The 23,572-nt window shown below is 58.3% G+C and carries 24 protein-coding genes; 9 read left to right on the top strand and 15 right to left on the bottom strand.

Features of this window, described 5'->3' with window-relative positions; translation table 11 throughout:
• The first annotated feature begins 60 nt into the window (after positions 1-60).
• Both Q7V20_RS09205 and clpB read left to right on the top strand, forming a co-directional pair.
• Complete coding sequence (locus Q7V20_RS09205) at positions 61-1,233, top strand: GGDEF domain-containing protein (protein ID WP_304789600.1); 1,173 nt, start codon at positions 61-63, stop codon at positions 1,231-1,233.
• Between the two features lie 104 nt (positions 1,234-1,337).
• Complete coding sequence (gene clpB, locus Q7V20_RS09200; protein ID WP_304789597.1) at positions 1,338-3,932, top strand: ATP-dependent chaperone ClpB; 2,595 nt, start codon at positions 1,338-1,340, stop codon at positions 3,930-3,932.
• 2 nt (positions 3,933-3,934) lie between these two features.
• Here the strand turns inward: clpB and Q7V20_RS09195 are convergent, their stop codons facing one another.
• The 5 genes from Q7V20_RS09195 to Q7V20_RS09175 all read right to left on the bottom strand — a co-directional run bounded on the left by Q7V20_RS09195 (position 3,935) and on the right by Q7V20_RS09175 (position 11,151).
• Complete coding sequence (locus tag Q7V20_RS09195; protein ID WP_304789594.1) at positions 3,935-5,005, bottom strand: MBL fold metallo-hydrolase; 1,071 nt, start codon at positions 5,003-5,005, stop codon at positions 3,935-3,937.
• Between the two features lie 16 nt (positions 5,006-5,021).
• Positions 5,022-5,921 carry a c-type cytochrome gene (locus tag Q7V20_RS09190; RefSeq protein ID WP_304789590.1) on the bottom strand — a complete coding sequence of 300 codons (900 nt, stop codon included), beginning with the start codon at positions 5,919-5,921 and terminating at the stop codon, positions 5,022-5,024.
• A complete protein-coding gene (locus tag Q7V20_RS09185; RefSeq protein WP_304789587.1) occupies positions 5,918-6,679 on the bottom strand; it encodes a hypothetical protein in 762 nt (253 codons plus the stop codon). Before Q7V20_RS09185 ends, Q7V20_RS09190 begins: the two co-directional genes overlap by 4 nt.
• 153 nt (positions 6,680-6,832) lie before the next feature.
• Positions 6,833-9,532 (bottom strand): LuxR C-terminal-related transcriptional regulator, encoded by a 2,700-nt coding sequence (locus Q7V20_RS09180; protein WP_304789585.1) that lies wholly within the window; start codon positions 9,530-9,532, stop codon positions 6,833-6,835.
• A 92-nt stretch (positions 9,533-9,624) separates the two neighbouring features.
• Complete coding sequence (locus tag Q7V20_RS09175; protein WP_304789582.1) at positions 9,625-11,151, bottom strand: fumarate hydratase; 1,527 nt, start codon at positions 11,149-11,151, stop codon at positions 9,625-9,627.
• A 276-nt stretch (positions 11,152-11,427) separates the two neighbouring features.
• Here Q7V20_RS09175 and Q7V20_RS09170 point away from each other — a divergent pair, with 276 nt between their 5' ends.
• Positions 11,428-11,598: a hypothetical protein gene (locus Q7V20_RS09170; protein ID WP_304789579.1), complete on the top strand. Its 171-nt coding sequence runs from the start codon at positions 11,428-11,430 to the stop codon at positions 11,596-11,598.
• A 27-nt stretch (positions 11,599-11,625) separates the two neighbouring features.
• Here Q7V20_RS09170 and Q7V20_RS09165 read toward each other — a convergent pair.
• Together Q7V20_RS09165 and Q7V20_RS09160 are read right to left on the bottom strand one after the other, a co-directional pair.
• Positions 11,626-12,893 (bottom strand): IS3 family transposase gene (locus Q7V20_RS09165; RefSeq protein WP_304789577.1). Its coding sequence is split into 2 segments (ribosomal slippage): positions 11,626-12,563 and positions 12,563-12,893, totalling 1,269 coding nucleotides; the frame shifts between segments, so codons are not numbered across the junction.
• A gap of 130 nt (positions 12,894-13,023) precedes the next feature.
• A complete protein-coding gene (locus tag Q7V20_RS09160; protein WP_304789574.1) occupies positions 13,024-13,203 on the bottom strand; it encodes a hypothetical protein in 180 nt (59 codons plus the stop codon).
• A gap of 6 nt (positions 13,204-13,209) precedes the next feature.
• Between Q7V20_RS09160 and Q7V20_RS24345 the strand changes: the two genes are divergently transcribed.
• Positions 13,210-13,383 carry a tyrosine-type recombinase/integrase gene (locus tag Q7V20_RS24345; protein ID WP_370652432.1) on the top strand — a complete coding sequence of 58 codons (174 nt, stop codon included), beginning with the start codon at positions 13,210-13,212 and terminating at the stop codon, positions 13,381-13,383.
• Positions 13,384-13,385: 2 nt separating this feature from the next.
• Here the strand turns inward: Q7V20_RS24345 and Q7V20_RS09155 are convergent, their stop codons facing one another.
• Both Q7V20_RS09155 and Q7V20_RS09150 read right to left on the bottom strand, forming a co-directional pair.
• On the bottom strand, positions 13,386-14,024 hold the full coding sequence (locus tag Q7V20_RS09155; RefSeq protein ID WP_304789571.1) for a hypothetical protein: 639 nt from the start codon (positions 14,022-14,024) through the stop codon (positions 13,386-13,388).
• A gap of 30 nt (positions 14,025-14,054) precedes the next feature.
• On the bottom strand, positions 14,055-14,360 hold the full coding sequence (locus tag Q7V20_RS09150) for an HNH endonuclease (protein WP_304789568.1): 306 nt from the start codon (positions 14,358-14,360) through the stop codon (positions 14,055-14,057).
• Between the two features lie 280 nt (positions 14,361-14,640).
• Between Q7V20_RS09150 and Q7V20_RS09145 the strand changes: the two genes are divergently transcribed.
• The gene (locus tag Q7V20_RS09145; RefSeq protein ID WP_304789565.1) at positions 14,641-15,393 is read left to right on the top strand and encodes a hypothetical protein; all 753 of its coding nucleotides are present in this window, start codon (positions 14,641-14,643) and stop codon (positions 15,391-15,393) included.
• A 52-nt stretch (positions 15,394-15,445) separates the two neighbouring features.
• On the opposite strand, the gene Q7V20_RS09140 is transcribed toward Q7V20_RS09145, so the two are convergent.
• Complete coding sequence (locus Q7V20_RS09140) at positions 15,446-16,171, bottom strand: hypothetical protein (RefSeq protein WP_304789562.1); 726 nt, start codon at positions 16,169-16,171, stop codon at positions 15,446-15,448.
• A gap of 57 nt (positions 16,172-16,228) precedes the next feature.
• Between Q7V20_RS09140 and Q7V20_RS09135 the strand changes: the two genes are divergently transcribed.
• Positions 16,229-16,711, top strand: coding sequence for a hypothetical protein (locus Q7V20_RS09135; protein WP_304789560.1), 483 nt, complete (start codon positions 16,229-16,231; stop codon positions 16,709-16,711).
• On the opposite strand, the gene Q7V20_RS09130 is transcribed toward Q7V20_RS09135, so the two are convergent.
• The 5 genes from Q7V20_RS09130 to Q7V20_RS09110 all read right to left on the bottom strand — a co-directional run bounded on the left by Q7V20_RS09130 (position 16,708) and on the right by Q7V20_RS09110 (position 20,391).
• On the bottom strand, positions 16,708-16,956 hold the full coding sequence (locus Q7V20_RS09130) for a hypothetical protein (RefSeq protein WP_304789557.1): 249 nt from the start codon (positions 16,954-16,956) through the stop codon (positions 16,708-16,710). The two genes, Q7V20_RS09135 and Q7V20_RS09130, sit on opposite strands and share 4 nt — an antisense overlap.
• Positions 16,957-17,092: 136 nt before the next feature.
• The gene (locus Q7V20_RS09125; protein ID WP_304789555.1) at positions 17,093-17,977 is read right to left on the bottom strand and encodes a hypothetical protein; all 885 of its coding nucleotides are present in this window, start codon (positions 17,975-17,977) and stop codon (positions 17,093-17,095) included.
• Positions 17,978-18,023: 46 nt separating this feature from the next.
• Positions 18,024-18,791: a TraB/GumN family protein gene (locus tag Q7V20_RS09120; protein WP_304789552.1), complete on the bottom strand. Its 768-nt coding sequence runs from the start codon at positions 18,789-18,791 to the stop codon at positions 18,024-18,026.
• Between the two features lie 697 nt (positions 18,792-19,488).
• Positions 19,489-19,785: a hypothetical protein gene (locus Q7V20_RS09115; protein ID WP_304789549.1), complete on the bottom strand. Its 297-nt coding sequence runs from the start codon at positions 19,783-19,785 to the stop codon at positions 19,489-19,491.
• A 27-nt stretch (positions 19,786-19,812) separates the two neighbouring features.
• Entirely contained in the window at positions 19,813-20,391 is a 579-nt protein-coding gene (locus Q7V20_RS09110; protein WP_304789546.1) for a hypothetical protein, read from the bottom strand.
• 81 nt (positions 20,392-20,472) lie between these two features.
• Between Q7V20_RS09110 and Q7V20_RS09105 the strand changes: the two genes are divergently transcribed.
• The 3 genes from Q7V20_RS09105 (at position 20,473) to Q7V20_RS09095 (ending at position 23,563) form a co-directional block, all read left to right on the top strand.
• Positions 20,473-20,817: a hypothetical protein gene (locus Q7V20_RS09105; RefSeq protein ID WP_304789544.1), complete on the top strand. Its 345-nt coding sequence runs from the start codon at positions 20,473-20,475 to the stop codon at positions 20,815-20,817.
• 99 nt (positions 20,818-20,916) lie between these two features.
• Positions 20,917-21,879 (top strand): hypothetical protein, encoded by a 963-nt coding sequence (locus Q7V20_RS09100; RefSeq protein WP_304789541.1) that lies wholly within the window; start codon positions 20,917-20,919, stop codon positions 21,877-21,879.
• Positions 21,880-22,255: 376 nt separating this feature from the next.
• Positions 22,256-23,563: an HD-GYP domain-containing protein gene (locus Q7V20_RS09095; protein ID WP_304789539.1), complete on the top strand. Its 1,308-nt coding sequence runs from the start codon at positions 22,256-22,258 to the stop codon at positions 23,561-23,563.
• Positions 23,564-23,572: the final 9 nt, after the last annotated feature.

Here is a 23,572-nt window from a genome sequence, read left to right as displayed (position 1 = left end):
TTGAAGCCAGGCGCCCAAACTGCCGATAAGGTCTGATCTGACCGCTTTCAAGCTGGGCGCATGTTCTCTGTTGATATCTTCAGTTGCTACGCAGTGGCGGGTGTCGGCTCCCTGGTGGGGCTGGGCCTCATCTCACTCATCCAGACAGAGCAGCCGCGCGTGTCCTACGCGCTGTTCCTGTACCGCTGCGCATTCATCTGTCTGGCCGCCTTGGGTGGGGTCATTTTTGCCCCGCCTGATCTGCTCCCCTGGGTGACCAAGGCCGCCATCGGCTTTGCCGGCATGGGCGTGACTTTGCTGGCCTGGGCCTTCCGTCAATTGAATGGCCGCCGCACACCGCCTTGGTTGGGCACCTTGCTCACCGTGGCCGTGGGCGCGGGCCTGTGGGGTTTTGCCTTTGGCAGCGACGAAGCTTACGAGCTGGCCTTGGCATCTGCCTTCGCCCTGGTGAGTCTGGGCCTGGCGATCGACCAAGGCTGGCTGATTTTGCGCAGCGCCCGAGTCAATGGCAGTGAGTTGACCTTGCTGGTGGTGGCCGGTGGCTTTGCCCTGCACTGGGTGTTCTTCTTGGCCAATGTGCTGACCGTGCCCGGGCCTTACCCGCCGCATTGGTTGCACAGCCCCACTTGGTTGCTGCCCATCAGCGGCATCAGCTTTGCATTGCTGCCCCTGGCGGTGGCCTCGGTGGTGTTCGCCATCATCAACGACCGTTTGAACCAGCAACTGCGCGCGCGCGCCTTGTCTGACGAGTTGACGGGGGCCTTGTCGCGCCGTGGCTTGCGCGAACTGGGCGAGCGCATGCTGGCCATGCAGGAGCACCAGCCCAGCCTGGTGGCGGTACTGATGCTCGATGTTGATTACTTTAAAGCGGTGAACGATCGATATGGGCACCTGATCGGCGACGATGTGCTGAAGCACATCACCCACGTGGTGCGCGAGCGCCTGCGCGAAGATGCCTTGCTGGCCCGCTATGGCGGCGAAGAGTTCACCATCCTGCTGCCGGTGCACACCATGCAGGAAGCCCATGGCGTGGCCGAGCGCCTGCGCCATGCCATCGAGTCCACGCCCTGTGAAACCAGGGTGGGGCCGATCCGGGTCACGATCAGCATCGGGGTGAGCTTCCACTGCCCCAACAGCTCGCTGGAAGAAGACCTGTCGCGCGCCGATGTGCGCCTGTACGAGGCCAAGCAAAATGGCCGCAACCGCGTGGTCTTTGGCGACAACGATTGTTGATGTGCATCAAGGCTGAGCTGGCGTTCAGACCTTGAAATGGGGTCAGGGCGCCCCATCTGCGTGAGCAATCGGCCCACCCATGCCGGGCCCCAAAGGATTGCCCCATGCGACTTGACAAGCTCACCACCAAATTCCAGGAAGCGCTGACCGACGCCCAGAGTCTGGCTGTCACCCGCGAGAACCCCTACATCGAACCGGCGCACTTGCTGCTCGCCATGATCCAGCAGGACGATGGTCCGCGCGCTTTGCTCGAACGCGCCAGCGTGAACGTGCCTGGTTTGATCACCGCGCTGGAAAAGCAACTGGCCAAACTGCCGCAAGTGCAGGGTGGTGAGCAGGTGCAGGCCGGGCGCGACACCGTCGGCCTGTTGCAAGGTGCTGAAAAAGAAGCCCACAAGCGCGGCGACCCCTACATCGCCAGCGAGATGTTCCTGCTGGCCCTGGCCGACCACAAAGGCGACACGGCCTCGCTGGCGCGCGACTTTGGCCTGAATCGCAAGACGCTGGATGCGGCTGTGCAAGCCGTGCGCGGCGATCAGAAGGTGGACAACCCCGAGGCCGAAGGCCAGCGTGAATCGCTGAAGAAGTACACCCTGGACCTGACCGAGCGCGCCCGCCAGGGCAAGCTCGATCCTGTCATCGGTCGCGACGAAGAAATCCGCCGAACCATTCAGGTGCTGCAACGCCGATCCAAGAACAACCCCGTGCTGATTGGCGAGCCCGGCGTTGGCAAGACCGCCATCGTTGAAGGCCTGGCGCAGCGCATCGTGGCGGGCGAAGTGCCCGACTCGCTCAAGAACAAGCGCGTGCTGGTGCTGGACATGGCCTTGTTGCTGGCTGGCGCCAAGTACCGTGGCGATTTCGAAGAGCGCCTGAAGGGCGTGCTGAAGGAGGTGGCCAAGGACGAAGGTCAAACCATCATCTTCATCGACGAGTTGCACACCATGGTGGGCGCCGGCAAGACCGAAGGCGCCATGGACGCGGGCAACATGCTCAAGCCCGCCCTGGCGCGTGGCGAGTTGCATTGCATTGGCGCGACCACACTCGACGAATACCGCAAGTACATCGAGAAGGACGCCGCGCTGGAGCGTCGCTTCCAGAAGATTCTGGTGGGCGAGCCCACTGTCGAGGCCACCATCGCCATCCTGCGTGGGCTGCAAGAAAAGTACGAAGTGCACCATGGCGTCGAGATCACCGACCCCGCCATCGTGGCTGCGGCCGAGCTGTCCAACCGCTACATCACCGACCGCTTCCTGCCCGACAAGGCCATTGATCTGATCGACGAGGCGGCGGCCAAGATCAAGATCGAGATCGACTCCAAGCCCGAAGCCTTGGACCGGCTTGACCGCCGCGTGATCCAGCTCAAGATCGAGCGTGAAGCCGTGCGCCGCGAGAAAGACGAAGCTTCGGTGCGCCGCATGGGCCTGATCGAAGAAGAGATCGTCAAGCTGGAGCGCGAAGTCGCGGACATGGAAGAGATCTGGCAGGCCGAGAAGGCCCAGGCCCAGGGCTCGGCCCACGTCAAGGAAGAGATCGACCGCATCCGTTTTCAGATCGAGGAATTCAAGCGCAAGGGTGATTTCAATAAGGTGGCTGAGCTGCAATACGGCAAGCTGCCCGAGCTGGAAAAGCGCCTGAAGGAAGCGCAGGACAAGGAAACCGCCAAGGGCAAGGACGGCACGCGTCCGACGCTCTTACGCACGCAAGTGGGCGCCGAAGAAATCGCCGAAGTGGTGGCGCGCGCCACGGGCATCCCCGTGTCCAAGCTGATGCAGGGCGAGCGCGACAAGCTGCTGGCCATGGAAGACAAGTTGCATGACCGCGTGGTGGGCCAGCAAGAGGCCATCGTGGCCGTGTCCGATGCCATCCGCCGCTCGCGTGCGGGGCTGTCCGATCCCAACCGGCCCTATGGTTCATTCCTGTTCCTGGGCCCCACGGGCGTGGGTAAGACAGAGTTGTGCAAGGCCTTGGCGGGCTTCCTGTTCGACAGCGAGGATCACCTGATCCGCATCGACATGAGCGAGTTCATGGAGAAGCATTCGGTGAGCCGGTTGATCGGCGCACCTCCGGGCTATGTGGGCTACGAAGAAGGGGGCACGCTGACCGAGGCCGTGCGTCGCAAGCCCTACAGCGTGGTGCTGCTGGACGAAGTCGAGAAGGCGCACCCGGACGTGTTCAACGTGCTGCTGCAGGTGCTGGACGATGGCCGCCTGACCGATGGCCAAGGCCGCACGGTGGATTTCAAGAACACGGTGATCGTGATGACGTCGAACCTGGGTTCGCACCAGATCATGCAGATGGCGGGCGAGCCTTCAGCGGACATCAAGGCGGCCGTGTGGGTCGAGGTGAAGCAGCATTTCCGGCCTGAGTTCCTGAACCGCATCGACGAGGTGGTGGTGTTCCATGCGCTGGACCGCGCCAACATCGCATCGATCGCGCGCATTCAACTCAAGGGTCTGGAGTCACGCCTGGAGAAGATGGAGATGAAGCTGGACGTGTCGGAGGCTGCGCTGGCCGAGCTGGCCAAGGTGGGGTTCGATCCGGCCTTTGGGGCGCGGCCTTTGAAGCGGGCCATCCAGCAGCAGATCGAGAACCCGGTGGCCAAGCTGATCCTGCAGGGCAAGTTCGGTCCCAAGGATGTGATCCCGGTGGATGTGAACGAGGAAGGCGGCTTTCAGTTTGGGCGCGTGGTGCACTGATCTCAAACTGGTGTCGGCCTTTTGGGCAGGTGCCAGGTTTGACCAATGGCCAGGACTTGAAAGTCCTGGCCATTGATTTTTTGTTCGCGCAATGCACGCGCCAGTTCGCGCGGTGGCTCATCCAGGGGCTCATCGGTCAAAGTGAAGGTGCCCCAATGCACCGCCATGGCCCGCTTGCAACCCAGATCCTTGAAGATCTGCACCGACTCGGCCGGGTTGACGTGCTGGTCTTTCATGAACCAGCGCGGCTCGTAAGCGCCGATGGGCAGCAGGGCCAGGTCGAAGCCGCCACCTTGTTCGGGCGTGTGCTCGCGCGCAAAGTGCTGGCGGATGTCGACGAAGTCTTTTGAATAAGCCGTGTCGCCCGCGAAGAACAAATGGCAGTCGGCCGACCGCACCGCGAAGCCGCCCCACAGGCTGCGCAGGGCATCGGTGGCGGTGCGGGCCGACCAGTGCTGGGCGGGCGTCAAAGTCACGGGGATGCGCGCGGACTTCGTGGTGGCCTCCAGCACATGCGTGTCCCACCAATCCAGCTCGATCACGCGGTGGATGCCGCGCCGGGCAAACCAGTGCTGGTGGCCCAGTGGCGTGATGAACAAGGGGCAGCCGCCGGATTGCCGTGACAGCGCCACCAGCGAGGCCTCGTCCATGTGGTCGTAGTGGTTGTGCGAGAGCAGCACCACGTCAATGCGCGGCAACTGGGCCAACGACAGGCCAGGCGGCGTGTGGCGCCTGGGGCCGCTCCATTGCACGGGTGAGCACCGGTCTGAAAACACCGGGTCGGTGAGGATGTTCAACCCACCCATTTGCACCAGCACCGTGATGTGCCCGATCCAGGTGGCCGCAGGCTGCATCGCCAGACCGGCCTGCGCATTGGCCTGGATGAAGGCCAGGTCGGGCGCCACGATGGCGATGGGCTCGGTGGGCAGGCGGGGATGCCCGGCCCGCCAGGCCCCCCATTTCCAGCGCAGCAGTTCATGCCAGCGCTTGCCCCGGAACGAGATGTAGTTGTTCTGGAAGCCACCGGGGCGGTGGTGTTTCTTGGCGGGGTTGAAGTGGGGGTTCTTCTTCATGCCCGCCATCATGCCGTCATCTCGGGCTTGGCGCTGGCATGGCCTGCAGGTAGGTGTAGAGCGCCTTGGCGTCGGTGTCGCTCAGGTGCTTGAGGGCCTCGAAGGGCATGACCGGGCTGACGGCGCTGCCATCGGGACGCTGGCCGGATCGCAACATGGCCACGAAGGTGTCGGCATTCACGTAGCGCGGCATGGCGCTGCCTTCGCCGGGCGTGAGCTTGGCGGCGGCGGGCCACTCCGGTGGGGTGCCGGGGATCTTGCCGCCCTCCAGTTGGGCACCATGGCAGCCAATGCACATGTTGGCCACGTAGCGGCCATGCTCGATGGTCACGCCTTCCGGCACGGGTTGCGGCGTGGGCAGGCTGTGGTCGATCTTGGCGGCGGCATCCTTGATCATGCCCAAGCCATACAGGGCCTTGACGGGCAGGGGCAGCTGGATCACGGCTTCCGCGCCGGTGGCAGGCGCCAACTGTCGGACGTAGGCCACCAGCGAGGCCAGGTCGTCGTCGGTCAGGCGGCTGTAGTCCTCGGCCGGCATGATCAACAGAGGGCGGCCATCGGGTTTGACGCCGTGGCGGATGGCCCGGTCCCAGTCTTCAGGCGCGTAATGCTTCACGACGCTGCCTGGCCCCGGGCTGATGTTGGGCCCGGCCACCAGCATGCCTTTGCCATCGTTGATGAAGGTGCGTCCCTCGCCTTTGACGCCGTGGCAATCGGTGCAGCCGCGCGAGTTGAACAGGTAGCGGCCACGTTCGATGCTGGCGGTGTCGCTGCGCAGGGCCACGCCGCGGGCGGGCACGTCGAGCTGACGCCGCATCTTCAGGTCGGCCTGGTGGGTGGCGGCCATGATCGTGGCACCAGCCAGTGTGGCCAGCAATCCGGTGGCGATCAGGCCGCGTTTGATCCAAAGGTTCATGCTTGGCTCCTGGTCTCGACAGCGAGGCTGTTCATGCCCAGGGCCATGGCCAGGCGGCCCCAGCGCACGGCGTCCAGTTCGCCGTGGATGAGCGACACGGTGGCGTGGAAGGCTTCGGCTGGCGCGCCCAGGCGCATGGCCTGCAGGAAGCCGGTGAGCTCGGCGGTGGACAGGCTGACGGCCATCCAGCGCAGGTAGGCCGAGAGTTTTTCGGGGCTGAGACGGGCCACGATCTGGCCTTCCAGTTGGGCGATCTCGGCGTCGGTGAACAGGGACCACAAGGTGGCGTTGTTGGTGGTTTCTTCCACGTGCATGTGCTCGAGGTTCTCGGCCACGAACAGGGCCACGTGCCGGTACAGGGCCTGCGCCAGCAGGGGGCGTTGCGCGATGGGGGTCTGGCGCAGGGCCTGGATGTCGTCGGTCAGGTCGGCCATGCTTTGCAGGTGGTCGGTGTGGTCATCGCTGGTCTTGCGTGCGCCTTGGGGGCGGCGCGCCTCGATGGCGGCGTGGATGACCTGGTTCTCGCTGTCGATGTGGCCCGCCAGCAAGGTGAGCATGAGCGAGGTGCGGTCGAGCGTGTCGTGCAGATCGGCCTCATGGTCGAGGTCGCAGCGGCCCAGTCGGCCCAGCGTGTCGGTCATCAGGGTGCGCAGGGCTTTGTGGATGCCGGCGTAGATGTCGAAGCGGGGCGCGGTGGCCGAGGCGGGCCGGGCGGTGATGGGGCGGACGGTGGCGTTGAGAACAGCGGTGGTGGACATGGGGGGACTCCTGGTGTGTGTGCCGCCAGTGTCCGAAATGCGTGGGGGTGGTACATCGGCCAAAAGAGCCAATGGCCCGCTCAAAAACGGGCCAACCCCTTTGGGTGCCCGCTTTTGGGGGTATCACCCCCAGCGGTGCTCCTCAACCCGGGCTCAGTGGGGCGCGCCAAGGCGGGCCACGGCCTGGCCGCGAGAGCTGACGCCCAGCTTGTCCAGGATGTTGGCCACGTGCCGCTTGATGGTGTGGGGGCTCAGGTCCAGCGAGCGGGCGATGAGCTTGTTGCTGTGGCCCGCGCTCATGTGGCGCAGCACCTCCAACTCCCGGGAGGTCAGTGCGTCATGTCGGCTGGTGGGGGTTGTTGTGCGCAGGGGAAGCGCTTCGTTCTGCGGCACATTCAGCAGGATCGGGCCATGCCGGGGCTGCTGGGGCAGCCGTTGGGCCCAATCCCGCAGGGTTTGCTGCTGGGCTGGGGTCAGGTGATCCTGCCAATGGTGGGCGGCCAGGGCCTTCAGCACTGTGGGCCCCGCGAACAAGGCGCCACCCACCTGGCCCAGGGAGGCGGCCTGGGCCATGCCCAGTTGGGCGGCTTCGGCCGCGGCCTCGGTCTGACCACTCATCAGCAGGGCATGGGCCAGGCGCAGGCGGGTTTCCAGGGCCTGGCCGTACAGGTCGATGCCTTGGGCGTCGGTCAGTGCTTGTTGGTACAGCGAGGCGGCTTCGTCCCAGCGCTGGGCCATTTCGGCGGTGCGGGCGGGCAGGGTGGCGCGCTCGCGCAGAAAAATCGCGTGTTCGTCGGGCTTGGGGTTGGCTTGTATCAGTGCCACCGCTTCATCGAAGGCGGTCTGGTCTTCCAGGATGCAGGCCACGCGCACCTGCGTGAAATAGAAATGGTTCAGCCAGGTGGCTTTGCGCCCGCTGGTGCGCTCGTCGTCCAGCGAGGCCAGCCGGGTCTGGATGGCCGCCATGGCTTTCGGTGCATGCCCCAACACGGCCTGGGTCAAGGCCTGCACCAGGGACCAGTAACCCATGAGGTTGGGCGGCTGGTTCAGCCAGCGGCAGTCCTCCTCGGCGGTCTGCAGGCGCTGGGTGGCTGAGGCGAGGTCGCCTGCCCACAGGTCCAGCGCGGCCTGGAGGATGTGGGTCATCACGCTCAAGGGCGTGGGGTCTTCGCCCTGGCAATGCTCCAAGGCGCCATCGATGTAGCGCTGCAGCGGCTCGCGCGTGCCCGGCAAGCCCAGGAAGGTGGTCAACGGCACGCTTTGCAGCCACAGCATGGGGCTGGCGCCGGCCAGCAGCAACTCGACCATCTGCGTGAGTGGCACCTGGACCTGGTCGAAACGGCTGGCGGCCACCGCGTGCCAGCTGCTGGCCTGTGCCGCGATGACCTGGGCACCGTGGCTCAAAGGCTGCGATTTGAGTTGTTCCAGCAGGGCGTACGAGGACAGCACCGACCCTCCGGCGGCCAAGCCCAGCACCTGCAGCATGCGCGCCTCTTGCGCGGCGGGGGCCTGGCCCTGCTGGTCGTACAGCTCGCCAGCGCGGGTCAAAGCCTGGATCATGTTCACCAGGTCCCAGCGGGCCCACGCGCACAGGCCCAGCAAATGGGTGAGGGGCCCGGAGCGCTCGCGCCAGGTGGCGGGGAACTGCTCGACCAGGCGCTGCACTTGCGCGCCGTGGCCGCGGGCCAGCATCCCGGAGGCCAACCCGAACAAGGTGCGTTCAGCCACCTCCCAATGCCCGGCCTTGATCAGAAAGCCCACCTGTCGCACGGGATCAGGCTCGGTGTCGGCCGCACGTTGCAGCAAGGCGGGCCATTCGTCGGCGGCCTCCTTGCGCAAACGGTCTTGCAGAAAGTCTCTGAACAAATCGTGCAGTTGCAAGGTCAGCTCGGCCTCGTCCAGCACGTTGACGAACAGGCCCATGCGTTCGATGTCGTCCAGCCGCTGCAGGGCATGGGCTTGGCCCGACACCACGGCGCAGCGCTCGGCGGTCAGCTCGGGCAAAACCGAACAGCGCAGCAGGAACTGGCGCAGGCCGGGCTCCAGGCCATTCAGCACTTCGCTGGCCAGGAAATCGAACATGTGCCGGTCTTGCACCGGTTTGGCCGCGCCGATGCCCAATGGGCCACTGCGCAGCAGCAGGCTCAGCCCAGCGGCCCAGCCCTGGGTGCGTTGGCTCAGGGCCTGCAACTGATCGGGCGTCAGGCTGCGCCCCAGGTTCTGCAACAGGTGCGAGGTCTCGTCGGGGGTGAATTGCAGGTGGCTTTGGCGCAGGTCCAGCACATCACCTTGGGCGCGCCAACGGGCAATGGCCAGCGGGGCTTCGACGCGGCTGCTCAGCAGCAAGGTCCAGTGGGGTGGCAGGCATTCCACCAGGGCATCCAGCCATTCGAACACGGCTGCTTGCTGGATGCGGTGGGTGTCGTCGATGATGATCAAGCCCTGCGCCAGGCCGCTGCTGATCAGTGCCTGCGCCACTTCGCGAGCCACTTGCCTCGGGCCGTTCGAGCCTTGCCGGGCTTGCTCGGCCAGGGTGTCTGGCGCCACACGCCAGGGCAGATCCCAGGGGTCCAATGCGGCGGTCAGGCAGGCCAGCAGGCGGGGCAGGTCATCGTCGGCATCGGCCGAGATCCAGCACCAGCCAGTGCCCGGGGGCAGTTTCTGCAGCAACTGGGACAGCACTGCGGTCTTGCCAAAGCCCGCAGGCGCTGTCAACAAGGCCAGCCGGTGGTGCCCGATGCCATCGCTCAGGGCCGAGACGATGGCGTGGCGTGGCACCTGTCCTGCCCGCTGCCGGGGCGGGCAGATCTTGGTTTGGGCGAACAAGCCGGTGGTGGGGGAGGGGATGGTCATGCTGACGAATGGCAAGGTCAGGGATCACCATGGGGGTGCTGCAAAGATCACGCCAGGCGCGTTGGGCCTGGCGTGTCTTGACGGCGGAGTGTTCAGGCCACGCTGACCGGGATCTTGCCGATCTTGGCCTGCCACAACTTGGGCCCTTCGATGTGGGCGCTGGTGCCGCCTGCATCCACGGCCACCGTCACCGGCATGTCGACCACGTCGAACTCGTAGATGGCTTCCATGCCCAGGTCTTCAAAGCCCACCACCTTGGCCGCCTTGATGGCCTTGGACACGAGGTAGGCGCTGCCGCCCACGGCCATCAGGTAGGCCGACTTGTGCTTCTTGATGGCCTCGATGGCCACGGGGCCGCGCTCGGCCTTGCCCACCATCGAGATCAGGCCAGTCTGGGCCAGCATCATCTCGGTGAAGCTGTCCATGCGGGTGGCGGTGGTGGGGCCGGCGGGGCCGACCACTTCGTCGCGCACCGGATCGACCGGCCCCACGTAATAGATGACGCGGTTGGTGAAATCGACCGGCAGGGCCTCGCCCTTGCCCAGCATGTCGGCGATGCGCTTGTGTGCGGCGTCGCGGCCGGTCAACATCTTGCCGTTCAGCAGCAGGGTGTCGCCGGGTTTCCAGCTGGCCACTTCAGCCTTGGTCAGGGTGTTCAGGTCAACGCGCTTGCTCTTGTTGTAATCAGGCGCCCACTTCACGTCGGGCCACAGGTCGAGGCTGGGCGGGTCCATGTAGACCGGGCCGCTGCCGTCCATCACGAAGTGCGCGTGGCGGGTGGCCGCGCAGTTGGGGATCATGGCGATGGGCTTGGAGGCGGCGTGCGTGGGGAAGGTCTTGATCTTCACGTCCAGCACCGTGGTCAGGCCGCCCAAGCCCTGCGCGCCGATGCCCAGCGCGTTGACCTTCTCGTACAGCTCGATGCGCATTTCTTCGAGCTTGTCCTTGGGGCCGCGCTCCAGCAATTCGTACATGTCGATGTCTTCCATCAACGACTCTTTGGCCAGCATCACGGCCTTCTCGGCCGTGCCGCCCACGCCGATGCCCAGCATGCCCGGAGGGCACCAGCCCGCGCCCATGGTGGGCACCGTCTTGAGCACCCAGTCGACGATGTTGTCGCTGGGGTTGAGCATGTACATCTTGGACTTGTTCTCGGAGCCGCCACCCTTGGCTGCCACGATCACGTCGACCGTGTTGCCGGGCACCAGTTCCATGTGGACCACGGCGGGCGTGTTGTCCTTGGTGTTCTTGCGCTCGAAGATGGGGTCGGCCAGCACCGAGGCGCGCAGCACGTTGTCGGGGTTGAGGTAACCCTTGCGCACGCCCGCGTTCACGGCTTCTTGAATGCCCTTGCCGTTGAAGCCTTCCCATTTCACGTCCATCCCGATCTTCAGGAAGACGTTGACGATGCCGGTGTCCTGGCAGATGGGGCGGCGGCCCTCGGCGCACATCTTGGAGTTGGTCAGGATCTGGGCGATGGCGTCTTTGGCGGCGGGGCTTTCCTCGCGCTCGTAGGCGCGGGCCAGGTGGGCGATGTAGTCGGCAGGGTGGTAGTAGCTGATGTACTGCAGGGCTGCGGCGACTGATTCGACGAGATCGTCGTGGCGAATGGTGGTCATGGTGGCGACTAGGTAGGCTGCTCAGAGGGGTGCTGCATTTTAATGGTTGGATCGTGTACGAGGTACGTCATGTGCGATCCATCCAGCAACAAAAGCGAGGCCTGGTCAAGAACCATTCGCAATTGGCCCTTCTTCCTATGAAGCCGGACCTTGAATGCCGCACCGGGCAAGTCAGTTTTAAAACCTGAATCTGTACATTCCTTGCATGCAGAAAATCTACTGTTGATCCGCTGCCACCTAGAAAGCAGACTGGTCCTGCAATAACAGGAGTAAGTCATGTCGCTGGAAATGCGCGGGGAGTTTTGGTTTTCCCGCAAGACGATCAACGGTCACGCAATAGCAAGATCAACGAAAACCGCAGATAGGAAGCTTGCGGAACAGATTTCGGCTTGTTGGGAAGCTGAGCACATTAAGTCGATACTTATTGCTGGTGTGAAGCCCGTTTGATCTTGCCCCCGTATCCCCGGACACGGTCTATGCGCAATGTAGCGCTTGCCCATCGGGCTGGGTTTCGCGCCGTTGATGTTGCCTGAACTCCCGAGGCGATCTCATTTTCAAGCTTGAGTGCGGGTGCACCTCGTTGAAGTGTTCGAACGCTGATGGCAGTTGGGCCAGCACCGTCCTGGCATCTTGAAGATCCATGCGGCTGACGTAGTCCCGCTTGAACGTATTGACGAAGCTCTCGGCCATGCCATTGCTCTGTGGGCTGCACACTGGCGTGTTGACCGGCTTGAGCCCCAGATCTCTGGCGATGCGCCTGGTTTCGATGGCGATATAAGCCCCACCGTTGTCCGTGAGGAACTCAAGCTGGTGGCCTGAGGGTACGGCTTCGACCGAACCAAAGCGCTTCTCCACAGCCTCGATGAGCATCTCTCGCACGGGCTCACCAAGCAGCCCTTTGCCTGGCCACGCTCGCCAAGCCATGATCTCCCGGTCGCAGCAATCCTTGGCAAAGGTCGCCGTGACCGTCTCGCCGGAATCGCACTTGATCTCGAAGCCATCAGAGCACCAGCGCAGGTCACTGCTGGCCACGGCCACCTTGCCCTCGTGAGGTCTGCTTGAAGCCCTTCTGCGGGGCGCCCGTGGCAGCAAAAGTCCGTGTTGCTTCATGACCCTGTAAGCCCTCTTTGGATTGACCACGGCCCGGCTGCTGGCACGGCGTGCACGATTGACCAATGCGCAGGCGCGTCGGTAGCCATAGCTGGGCAGTTCGGTGATGTGCTGACGGATCTCGCCCACCAACTGCTCATCGACAGCAGGTGTGCGCTGCGTTCGGCCATCGACCCAGCCATCAGGCCGGGCAAGCAAGTTGTGGACATGAGAGCGCGCTAACCCAAGGGCCAGACAAACAGCTTTCACTGTTCGTCCTTTGGCAACAAGGGCGAGCGCGCAATCCACTTTTTTTCTGCGGCGTACTCCACCGCTTCCTTGAGGATCTCGTTCTCCAAGGTCTTTTTGCCCAGCACCCGCTGCAGCTTGGCGATCTCTGCCCGGGCTGCGGCCAGTTCGGACGCTGGCACCACGGCTTCGCCGGCCGAGACAGCCACCAATGCGCCCTGACGATCAAGCTTGCGCCACTGAAACAGAAGACCGGCTGACACGCCCGCCTCTCGCGCTACCAGTGAGACGGACATGCCCGGCTCATAGGTGCGACGCACCAGCGCCGACTTCTCTTCGATGGACCAACGCCGGCGGCGCTGATCGGTCGTGATGACCTCTATGGTCTCTGTACGCCTAGTCATACTCACAGTCCTATTCCTATCCGTAAGATAAGCGATAGTCCGTGTCCGGTGAATCAGGGGGCCGTTTCACGTTAACCTTCATGCAGCGATTCAAGCGTTCCTTAAATCCCGCTTGGGAACAGTTGTCCGCTCAAAGCGCGGTGTTGACAGCAACGTCGCGATGACTGATCGCTTGCATGAAATGTTTGTGCGTCGTCGTGCGCTTGTGGGCGCTGACGCCGTTCATGTGTTCCCGCACAAAGCGAAGGCCAAGGTCAACACCAACTGGATTAACGCTGCTGTTAAATGAGCGGGTCTTGATGTCAGTCAAGGCAACGTGACCCTGCACGTCATGCGGCACTCGCATGCTTCGCGCTTACTTGATGGCGGGATGTCTGTGCTTGAAGTCCAACAGCAGTTGGGACATCGTCACCTACAAAGCACGACCGTCTATCTGCATGCGGACAACAAAGCGTCTTCACGAAAGGCGGCTGGCATCTTGAACGGCTGAGCTCATCTGTTTCGAAATGGCTCTCTTTTTGGAACCAAAGCTTCCTCGAATATCTGATCGGCTCTTGTTTTCAACTTTCCCGCTAAAGCAGTATTCTTTAGTGGGGATAGGTGTAAAAAATTTGCTGCCTTAGTCCATACGAAGCAGCGGTAAGCGGCTCTTCTTGACTGAAAGACGGTTCTATGGCTGCGGATATGAATCATTCCGCTTATGTGTTCTACCTTGGCTTTTGTCGTGTAGTTGCCATGAGATGTATTCATCAATGCAACGAATTTCTTGAATTCGATTGCTGGGAAATTTACATTTAAGGATAGCCTGACATAGCCCTTAGATGGGATCGGCGTCTCGGGTATTATGCAAACAATATCATCAGTTTCGAGAACCGGGATGAGTCTTGGTCTGCTCGAAGGTCCTAAATTTGTCATGAATCTATACATTGAGAAGACCTGTGACTGTTTTATGGTTACGTCATAGTCTTTTGTATTCTTTAGTTCAAGAGTAATCTGTTGAAATTCACCTGCTGTATATAGTCGGAGGCTTGTAATCTTGACAGCAGGTTGGCGCTCTTTCAAGAGCGCAAGACCAACGGTTCCTATGGCAATCGCCGAAGCAATTGCACTGATAACGCTCTCTAGTGACATCTCTTCCCCTGTGACGTTCGATCTTCCGGCTCAGTGTCTTCGATTTCGTGCAGCGTTCAGGGTGCGCAGCCACATTCGATGCGTCTCCCGCTTCCTCAAGTAGGGAAAGCGCTTCTCGATTGCATGGACGGCACACCACTGGTTCCTGTCCAGCATCCGGGCCAGCAGGATGTCGGCAAGCCGATGTTCTCGTGGTGTAAGCTTGATTAGGTTGGTCTTGTCATCAGTGCCACCCAGTGCGGTCGGCAAGATGTGATGCACCTCATAGATGTCTACGGGTTGTTGTCTGAGCCAAGCCCTGATGATCAGCCGGTGATAGATCTTGTATGCGTTCACCTAAGATTTATCCGGAAACGCTTAATCCATCCAGTTCGATAGGGATTCGCCATGTTGAGATATCAAGTCAAGCTAAACATCAATGACGAGAAATTGCTTCGCGAAATCAGTGGTGATGAGGTGCTTGCTTCATCACCCGTTCAGAACACGGAGTTGAGTGTCATTTCCACAAGTGATGAGAGACTCTTCGAGCGGTGGACCAAGCTGCTGCATTCACGAAATATCAAATTCAAGATTGTCGGCAACTAGTCGCTATCAGTTGCCAGGCAAAGGGGAGTCTATGGATTGGTTGACGTTCATAAGCAAGATGGCGGAAGCCCTTGCTTGGCCCATCGCCGTGCTCACGGTTGTATTGCTTCTCCGAGGCGAACTGCTGAAGATCATTCCCTTGTTGAAGAAGCTGAAGGCTGGCCCCCTTGAGGCGGAGTTCGAGGACAGTTCCAAGAGAGTTCGGGTGATTGCGGAGGTTGTAGAGGAACAGGCCGAAGTCAAACCCGTGCCTGAGCTTGAGAAGCCTGCAGCCACACCCTTGGAGGCGAACGTCAAGTCCGAAGTGACTGTCACAGCTGAGATGCCGCCCGAAGTTGCTGAAGGATTGAAGCGGCTGGAAAAGCAAGTGGCAATTGAAAGAGCTAAGTCTGCGGAACTGGAGCAACGCCTTGCTTTAAGCATCAAGCAACCAGATTTTTCCGTACGTCCGTCTGCTCGAATCTTGGATAGCTGGCGGGAAATCGAAGATGCGTTGCGCTCAATAATTAAGGCGGCTGGTATCCCTCTACCTGACAAGCGAAGCGATGTTCGAAGCTACTGGAAGATCATCGAGAAGATCGACGGGATAGCTTTAACTGAGCAGGTCTATCACTTGACTACCCAGTTGCAGAAGATGAGGAACCTCGTCGCTCATTCCAACGATTTCGAACCTACGCAGGAAGCCGTAGACAACTACGTGCAAAGTACCTACGCCCTTGTTACCGTTTTGAGTGGGATAGCTGACGATATTCGAGCCAGGCACATGAAGGTTGGGGACCTGTAGGTCGATCCTCAAAAGTGGTGGCTGGTGGTGGGGATTTTTGACTCGGTGAGGCCTAGGAATTGTCTGCGTCTGCGTCTGGGTAGAGCCGGTAGTCCGCAACTGCAAAAATCATGGTCTTGAGCTTTGCGAAGGCGTCTTGCAGGTATGCGTCGCTAAGTGAAAACTCATACAGGTAAGGCTCTTTGTCCAGATCTAGATAAAGCTTGTGTTTCAGGTTTGGATCAGACATTAGTTTCTTCAAGAGATCTTTGTCCAAGTCCTCGTCATTACGGAGCTCTAGATTATTGTGAACCACTGCGTTTCGAACTTTGAAGATCGTTTGCACATCGCTCCAAATCTTTAAGTCAAAAAGGCCCTTTACGCCAGCGTGTGTTAAATATTTTTTTGCCTCACCCAAAGTGCCACCGCTTTTGCGAGAAACAAACGTTGGTAGATTTGAACGTCGTTTGATGCCATCACAAAGACTATAAAGTTGATGTTCAAATAGTGAGCAAGCTAGAACAAGTTGAGAGTTGACTTGAAGTCGCTCAAAGACTTCACCATGCACGTCGGCATTATCAGCATAGAAGTCTGACACTTCATCTGCGCTCAAATGTGCAGAGCGACGAGTTAAGTCAGCCTGAACCATACTTTCTCTTTTGGCCAGAGCTTCGTTTGAAAATAATCGATGCAGTTCTAGATCTTCATACTCATAGTTGATCATTACCTTTTGCACCGGATACGCAAGAGTCTCAGGCATAGGGAATTTGAACTTCTGGTCTTTGGGTTTGTCAGCCATAGCAAGATAGAATTTGCTTCATGTGCGCTTTGTGTTCACCGCTATTAAAACCTCGATATGACCCCTCGTCAATGTGAGATTGCTGCCGAGTCTTATACCGCGTGCTTGCTGGCGCAATGTGGTTACGACGTGCTGGTTCAATATGGTGCGAATCAACCGCACTATGACTTAGTGGGCGTGAAGAACAACCGCACCTTGTTTGTGTCCGTGAAGGGGAGTCAGGATGGCGGCTGGATGCTTGCTGTCCGATACGTGAAGCCTGGTGTGAACTATCACGAGGCTATCGACAAATGGCTGGCAAACCAACGAGAGGACATCATGTATGTCTTCGTCCAGTTCCATGACGTACAGCTTGGTGACGCCCCGCGTGTCTACATCGCACGTCCACCTGAGATTGCCGAGCACATGAAGACTCAGTGTGCGGGCCGAGGGCATGGGTCATTGCAGGAAGACTTCCGGCGCAACCACCCGCGTTCTAAGTACGATCACAAGGTGCCTGACAGCTGGCGCTTCGGGGCTGACCGTCTCAACAAAATTTAGACAAACAGCCGGTATTCAGTGGGAGTCTCGCCCTCAACCAAGTTGGCGTAACGCAATGGTGGAGAGCCCCGTTCACTAAAGATGTAGGCGCCACCACCAAGATGCGGTTTTGCATCGATCACTTGACCGCGATGGCCACCGTCCAACTCCAGCACGTAGGTGGGCTGGCCAGTCTTGGCCAGCCTTTGCAGCAGACCGCGAAGCCCGGTGTTGTTGAACTCTTCTCTATCTTCAGCAATCGACATCTTCTGGTCCCGTTACGTCATGGCGGATGCCATCGAATCAAAGATACCAGACCACAACATTGGAGGGCGTGTTGCACCCCTGCACAGCGTCACCACGGGTCTAGAAGGGCCTTAGCAGAGACACTTGTCGCGTTGCTTACTTGGTGGAGCTTATAGCCATATTAATTGCTTCTTTTGCATCTATAAGCAACTGAGCCCTCTCTTTCTTCTCCAGCTTTTCTTCCAAGATGATCTCAATCGCAATTCTTAGAGCTTCGAAATGAGTCAAACAATCCTTTTCACTCATCTCATGAATACCTTTGCTCAATAGCGAATACATGCTTGCATTTTCAGTTAGAAATGAGGGAAGGTTGCTCTTGAGTGCTTTGATCTTATCTGCCATTCTTAAAGTGTTAAAAGCACTTTCATCCCAAGTGGGTTCCCCTGCTGCAATCTGATGAGCCTCTTCAATTAGACCTTCAAAGATTCTTCGCAAGTAAACGTATGATCCGACTCCAACATCATGCGACGCCAAATGTATTGCACGCTTTAACTCACCCATCTGGTCTTTGGGTAACACCTTCTGAAATTTTTTAATGCGTTCATTGTGAGAGTCGCCAAAAGCAGGATATTGACCGATCTTTTGGATGGACGATGATAGCTTGGTTTTTTCGCCCTCTAGAGTGGCTTGTTGATCCACATAATAAATGAAAAACTGTTGATGCCCTTTTGACCTTGCACACCTGCCTTCGATCTGATGAGTGCCTGCAGGTGCATATGTGAGGCTATCTAGTACCTCGGCAAGCTTTGACATGTTGATAGCTTTCGCATCACTTTTACTAAACTGAGGAGTTCGAGTTTTGGTCACCACTTGGAACGTTGAAATTTCATTGCATTCAAAGCAAAAATTGTCATACGTTCCGGCAAAAAACAAGAAATCAGTTGCCGCTTCATGCAGTGTTCCGTCGGTGAGAGGGATTTTCTTATAAAGAGGTGTATTAAGAATCAACTCTTTAGGCGATGGAAAGGTGTTCGCTGTCATATAGATCTCCTCAAAGGCCCAATGTTCGTTGCACGTTTAGACGTGCTCAAGTTCCGAAATATTTGCACTGATATCCCTTTGCCGCTAGCAGGCTGACCACATCTGCTGGACCTGACAGATGAAGGGCACCAACAGTGACAAAAACTTTTTCTCCACTCTTTGCAAAATTGAGCAGTTGAGGAAGCCACTTGTGATTTCTGCTGGAAAACAGCTTGGTGGTCATCTTCGGTGTCAACCTTAGATTTTCTTCAACTATTTTATAGAGATCGTTAGCATTGCCGTCCTTCCAAGCAACGAGCATGGCTTGCAGTTGGCTGACGACCTTTTCTGGGTTGTGAACAACCAGAGATAGAACGTCTTGTTGCTCGGAAAGTGGTGTGCTGCTAAGCGCTTGCAGGCCGGAAAGTATTGTCTCTAAGAAGTAAAACTTCTTGTTGTTGTCTTCGGCCCATTTGAAGATCTGCTTGTCGAGGCCATTTGCATCGACAAGGCCTTTTTCTCGGTAGAGCGCTTGAGTAAGCTTAAGTGTGGCGAACCATGGCCTATTTGTGTCCAGATTGTCCGTCAGGCCTGCTTGTTTCCACAGTTCTTGGGTGGATTCAAATAATGCTTTTGGGATATGCTTGCTCAAGCCTGAATTGTTTGAATAGAACGCGAAATCTAGATTCGGAAGTTTATGAAAGTTGCCTTCAAAGACAAACGTATCGCAAAGTTCAGCGGCGGCTTGCGCTTCTTTACTGAGCTTTAGTGGTTCGTCAGCGTTATGAATTGAACCTTGCAAATAAAGGTTGGTGTTGATTACTTGCCAGAACATGACGCTCCCTTATGATGCGGACGTTGTAAGGGTGATTTATAGCAGCATGTGAGAAAAGGTCTCAACTTTCGCAGATCAAAAAATCTTCCTGTCAAATGGCCGCTCTGTTGCTTGCATTTTCGGACATGAGCCCCTTGAAAGGCATTTCGCATCTGTCATGCTTCGGCCCGGCAGCACGAAATGTGGACTGCATTCGAGCAAACAGGAACATTGCAATGAACTCGATCCCTGAGGCTTCCTCATCGTTGGTTAGCGTCTTGACGGCCCTACAGAACAACCCCATGGGTGCTATCTGTCTAGTGGCCGTTGCAGCTTTCGCCGTGCTCGCATTGGCTATCTGGAAGCGCTGACGACGACAAAGAAGGCACCGAGATCAACATCAACAACCTGCAAGTCAAAGACAAGGAACATCTGATGGAGAGAGGGCGTAGGCCAAGACCTTCAACAACCAGATGATCACCATGTTTGCTGGTCTGGTGTGGTAATCGGGTCTAACTAATATCTCAAGATACCCAATTCTTGAGAGGTACACCTATAGACCAGCTTATTGTGCATTTTTTCTCGCATTTAACTAATTCAAGCAGTATCAAAAAGCGATTTGATCAAGTGTTTCTGGATTTTTAGTCACGTCCAACCCGCGCGTTGCCGTTTTGCGAGATGTCGATACACTTTGATCCCAAGCACTGATGCTCTGGGATCAAAGGAGTAAATTGATGGACCCCATCATCACTTTCGTGTGTGTTCTACAAGCAAACCCAATGGGCGCTGCTTTCTTGATCATCCTGCTACATTTGGTCAAGGCTAAGGCTAAGGTTAAGAAGAAATAGCGCTCCAATGAAAACGCGGGCTTTGCACCCGCGTTTTCATCACCTCGCTGTTTAGATTGTTGACGTGGTTGAGCACAGTACCAAAGCGCACCTGCGGATGCGCGTAGGTCAGCGGCTTTGTTGAACCAGTATTGGGCTTCACGCTTGCGCTCTTCGAAGTGATCCATGTTCGCCGCTTACTGTTCATCAAGAGGCTAGTCGAACGGTCCTTTGTGCTGCTTGCCCAGCAGCTTCAACAGCCAAGGTGACCAATCCCAATGGTTTTGCCAATCCCAACGCTTGCGGTACTTGATTGAAAGTTTGACCACCGTCCGCTTGAGCAAGCCTATGTCTTTGTGGAATGCCACGGTTGGCTTCGTTTGGGTGGATGTCTGGGCATAGGCACCAATTGGCGTTGGATGGTGGCTCATCCAGCACTCGAAGCGGTCGTTGCGTTTCGCGAGCATCGTTGTGCCACGGCAATCAAAGCCCCACTCTGGGTCGTAGTCAAAGGCATTTGTCGCTGCAATTGAGCACAGCTTCCCGTCAACGGTGATGAAGCCGTAGTCAGCCAGCTGCATTTGATGATCACGGCGGCTGATCACATGCAAGGCAGGGTAAGGCACGGGTTCAGGGCTGATCGTGCCGAACCCAACTTGAATCTCGTCTGCCTTCTCACGCGCCTTCAGCCACAAGTCAAAGAGCTTGGGCGAAATGGTGCCCAAGATGCCGGTGATGCCAAGAGTGGCTGCGATGGCACCCCACTTCCCAATCTGAGCTACATCGATGTCCACGAGGCCCCGCTTGCATGTTGCTTTTGTCTATTTTGACTTGGTTGTGTTGCCTAAATAGATTGGTCTACAGGGGCCAATCCAATGAAAGAACACCAAGAAGAGCTGCGAAAGCTCCGCAACAAATACAACGTCAAGAAGAAAACCACGAAGGGCAGGGTAGACAAGCTGGGTGAGCCAATCCAGTTCCTGATGTCGTTTGATGAGTGGCTGTATGTCTGGATGCATTCAGGCCAGATCGACAACATGGGCTTGAAGCAAGGCCAGTTCTGCATGTCACTGCCCAATGATCTTGGTCACTACGAGATCGGCAATGTCGAGATCAAGCTGTCAAGTCAGAACGCTCGTGAAGGGAAGACGAGCACCAAACACACTGACGCGACAAAGGCCAAGATGAGCCTTGATCGAAAAGGCAAGCTCCGTCACTAGCACCGATCAAGGGCGGAAACATGCAAATGTTGTGTAAAACACACGATAATTTAGAGCTTTTGCCTTATAAAGCTGGATGTTTAAACAGTGGTTTAGTTCATGATCGCTTTATCAGGCAGCACATTCGCACCTCTGGTGGATGTTCAAGATTCGACGGTCCCATTCGTCCCGATCTTGTTTGAGAGCCCCGAGCAGTTTCGCACTCGGCCAAACTTCGTCGATGATCTTCACTGCGACGTTAAGCAGCTCGACAAAATTATTGGCAATTACGAGTTCGACAAGGCGAGAGAGCAGTTGTGCGGCCTCAATGGATGCAAGAGAAAGCACTGGCATGGATTTGTTATCCGGTTCAAGGATGGTCGCGAAACGAACATAGGCCAGGACTGCGGGCTTACGCAGTTCGACGTAGTGTTCAAAGACTTCGTATCAACCTACAAAGCCGCAGTGGACCGCAACGCCAAGACGCAGTACATCAATGATTTGATTTCGCAAAAGCATGTACTTCTTCGGCAGGCTAATGAGTTGACACGTAAGTCCTCGCTCCACGTACACGACATCAATGAGCTATACGGCTTAATCCAAAAGGACAAGCCGATGGAGAAAGCCTTTGGTGAAGCGGTAAGGCTCAAAGGGCAAATCAACGTCTACCAAAAAGTCAGCGATGCCGGGCGGATGGCTATGGGCAAAGACGGTAGGAAGGAACATGCGGAAGTGTCTGTGACCATAGGCACCATCGTTGGTGCCAGTTGCGTGTCACAAGCTAAGGTAATTCAAGCGACTTTGAAGTTCAAAGCCGTTTTGCCGTTGCAGGGCATAGACGAAGCGCAATTGCCAACCCTCACTGATGTGGCCTTGAAGGAGTGGGGCACCAAGATGAAGGAAATGCGTGAGGCGCTGCGTGAGGCCGAACAGTTCTGCGAGGAAGCAGACCGGTTTTGCTCAGACAGGAACAGGATCGCAATCAGCAAGTTGCTTGAAGCGCTTCCTTCAAAAGCGAAGACCGAGCGGGCAAAGAAAATTGCACGACGCATAGCAGAAGGTGCGACAGCACCGGCTGAATAGCCATCATCACCTGTACACCGCTTGCACCTAGGTGCCCCCTAACTGGCTGTTGCTCGTTGGCGCAGGTTCCTTAGCGAGTCACTTTCAGCTGATGTACTGCAGGGCGGCTGCGACGCTTTCAACGAGATCGTCGTGGTGAATGGTCGTGGACATGGTGTGTGGTGGGGCTCGAAAAGGGTCGTTCATTCTACCGTCGCCCCGTGTTGGAGCGGCAAGCGCTCATGGTGCGAATGCAGAGGCTTTTTCCAGATCTTCTGCCAGGCCTCTGACGATTTTCGCCCCGGCCGTGAAGTTGTGGAGCCTCTTGCCATCGGGACTTTGGCGCAGCACCTCCCAAGGCTTCAGAATCGCAGATCGGGTGCAAAGGAGCATGGTCGTGACAGAGTTGGATGGCAAGGTCAATCCGCATTACCTGGAGAACGTGATGGTGGTGGCGGATGACCGAGAGGTCCAGGCCACGGAAGACATCTATGCCGACAATGGCATGAAGCTGATCGCCAAGGGGCGTCCGATCAACCGGGACATGCGCGATCGCCTGCTGGAGCGCAAGCTGCGCAAGCCGCTGGAAGACTGCATGGAAGTGGCCAGCGGCATCACCGGCGCGGACTGCGTGCGGGCCGCCCAGGAACTGCTCGACCAACACGAGTCTTTGCGGATCCTGTGCTCCGTGCCCCGCTTCGATCCCGTCAAGTCATTGGGCGAGATGTCGATCAAAGGCCGCTTGCAAACCTTGCTGACGGTTTACTGCGAGCACCGACCTCAAAAACTGCAGCATGCCGTCGGCGTGGCTCTGCTGGGCATGGGGATGTCGCAGCGCATTCAGCCAGGCTCCGCCGATTTTGCCCAGATCGTGATGACCGCCGGCTTGTGCCACGACGTGGGCGAGCTGTACATCAACCCCGACTACCTGGCGCCCGGCGTGAGGCTGGATCCGCAGCAATGGCGGCATGTGGCCGCGCACCCCGTGGTGGCCCACCGCCTGATCAGCGACCTGCCTGGCCCTTGCCGTGCCGCCAGCGCCTTGGTGCTGGAGCACCACGAACGCATGGATGGTTTCGGATATCCGCATGGCCGCATGGGCAAGGACATCGCTGTGGGCAGCCAGATCCTCGCGCTGGCGGAAATGCTGGGTGGCATGCTCGACAAGACCAGCGCGCCATTCAAGCAGGCTGACGTGGCCGTCAAGCTGATTCCCGGCGAATTCAGCCGCCCCATCATCGACCTGGTCAGCCTGATCAGCCACCGATGCCAGGATCAGGCGGGCCAGGGCGCTCCGACTGGCAAGGTGCTGCAGCAAGCGATTCGGGTGGCCGAGCAATTGGGCCGCATTGACAGCCTGCATGCCGATTTCGAGGACGACTTTGAACGCGCCAGCCCGCCATTCAAAGCATTGTTGCTGTCGGCGCGCGACCGCTTTGAGCGCATATTGCGGGCTTGGTCCAGCACCGGGTTGGATGCCCACCCTCCGCACATGCTCTCCGATTTGCCGATGTTCCAGGACAAGGATGTGGGCCAGGAGGTGGCGATGATCCTCCAGGAGATCATCTGGCGGCTGCGGGAGCTGGAGCGCGAGTTGCGCGTGCGGGTGCAGAACACCTCACCGGCCGAGATGCCGGCCCTGGAGCGGTACCTCTCGCACGCCACGAACCGCGACAAGCCAGCTGAAGTGGCGGTTGCTGTCTGAGCGGCCAGC

Source organism: Aquabacterium sp. (genome assembly GCF_030652515.1).
Taxonomy (GTDB): Bacteria; Pseudomonadota; Gammaproteobacteria; order Burkholderiales; family Burkholderiaceae_C; genus Aquabacterium.
The sequence above is the reverse complement of the archived record's forward strand: the minus strand, read 5'-3'. Positions and strand labels throughout refer to the sequence as shown.

Excerpts from the sequence above, each read along its gene's own strand:
- Q7V20_RS09205 (WP_304789600.1), top strand. The coding sequence starts at position 61 with ATGTTCTCTGTTGATATCTTCAGTTGCTACGCAGTGGCGGGTGTCGGC.
- clpB (WP_304789597.1), top strand. The coding sequence starts at position 1,338 with ATGCGACTTGACAAGCTCACCACCAAATTCCAGGAAGCGCTGACCGAC.
- Q7V20_RS09195 (WP_304789594.1), bottom strand. The coding sequence starts at position 5,005 with ATGAAGAAGAACCCCCACTTCAACCCCGCCAAGAAACACCACCGCCCC.
- Q7V20_RS09190 (WP_304789590.1), bottom strand. The coding sequence starts at position 5,921 with ATGAACCTTTGGATCAAACGCGGCCTGATCGCCACCGGATTGCTGGCC.
- Q7V20_RS09185 (WP_304789587.1), bottom strand. The coding sequence starts at position 6,679 with ATGTCCACCACCGCTGTTCTCAACGCCACCGTCCGCCCCATCACCGCC.
- Q7V20_RS09180 (WP_304789585.1), bottom strand. The coding sequence starts at position 9,532 with ATGACCATCCCCTCCCCCACCACCGGCTTGTTCGCCCAAACCAAGATC.
- Q7V20_RS09175 (WP_304789582.1), bottom strand. The coding sequence starts at position 11,151 with ATGACCACCATTCGCCACGACGATCTCGTCGAATCAGTCGCCGCAGCC.
- Q7V20_RS09170 (WP_304789579.1), top strand. The coding sequence starts at position 11,428 with ATGTCGCTGGAAATGCGCGGGGAGTTTTGGTTTTCCCGCAAGACGATC.
- Q7V20_RS09155 (WP_304789571.1), bottom strand. The coding sequence starts at position 14,024 with ATGTCACTAGAGAGCGTTATCAGTGCAATTGCTTCGGCGATTGCCATA.
- Q7V20_RS09145 (WP_304789565.1), top strand. The coding sequence starts at position 14,641 with ATGGATTGGTTGACGTTCATAAGCAAGATGGCGGAAGCCCTTGCTTGG.
- Q7V20_RS09140 (WP_304789562.1), bottom strand. The coding sequence starts at position 16,171 with ATGGCTGACAAACCCAAAGACCAGAAGTTCAAATTCCCTATGCCTGAG.
- Q7V20_RS09135 (WP_304789560.1), top strand. The coding sequence starts at position 16,229 with ATGACCCCTCGTCAATGTGAGATTGCTGCCGAGTCTTATACCGCGTGC.
- Q7V20_RS09130 (WP_304789557.1), bottom strand. The coding sequence starts at position 16,956 with ATGTCGATTGCTGAAGATAGAGAAGAGTTCAACAACACCGGGCTTCGC.
- Q7V20_RS09125 (WP_304789555.1), bottom strand. The coding sequence starts at position 17,977 with ATGACAGCGAACACCTTTCCATCGCCTAAAGAGTTGATTCTTAATACA.
- Q7V20_RS09120 (WP_304789552.1), bottom strand. The coding sequence starts at position 18,791 with ATGTTCTGGCAAGTAATCAACACCAACCTTTATTTGCAAGGTTCAATT.
- Q7V20_RS09115 (WP_304789549.1), bottom strand. The coding sequence starts at position 19,785 with ATGGATCACTTCGAAGAGCGCAAGCGTGAAGCCCAATACTGGTTCAAC.
- Q7V20_RS09105 (WP_304789544.1), top strand. The coding sequence starts at position 20,473 with ATGAAAGAACACCAAGAAGAGCTGCGAAAGCTCCGCAACAAATACAAC.
- Q7V20_RS09100 (WP_304789541.1), top strand. The coding sequence starts at position 20,917 with ATGATCGCTTTATCAGGCAGCACATTCGCACCTCTGGTGGATGTTCAA.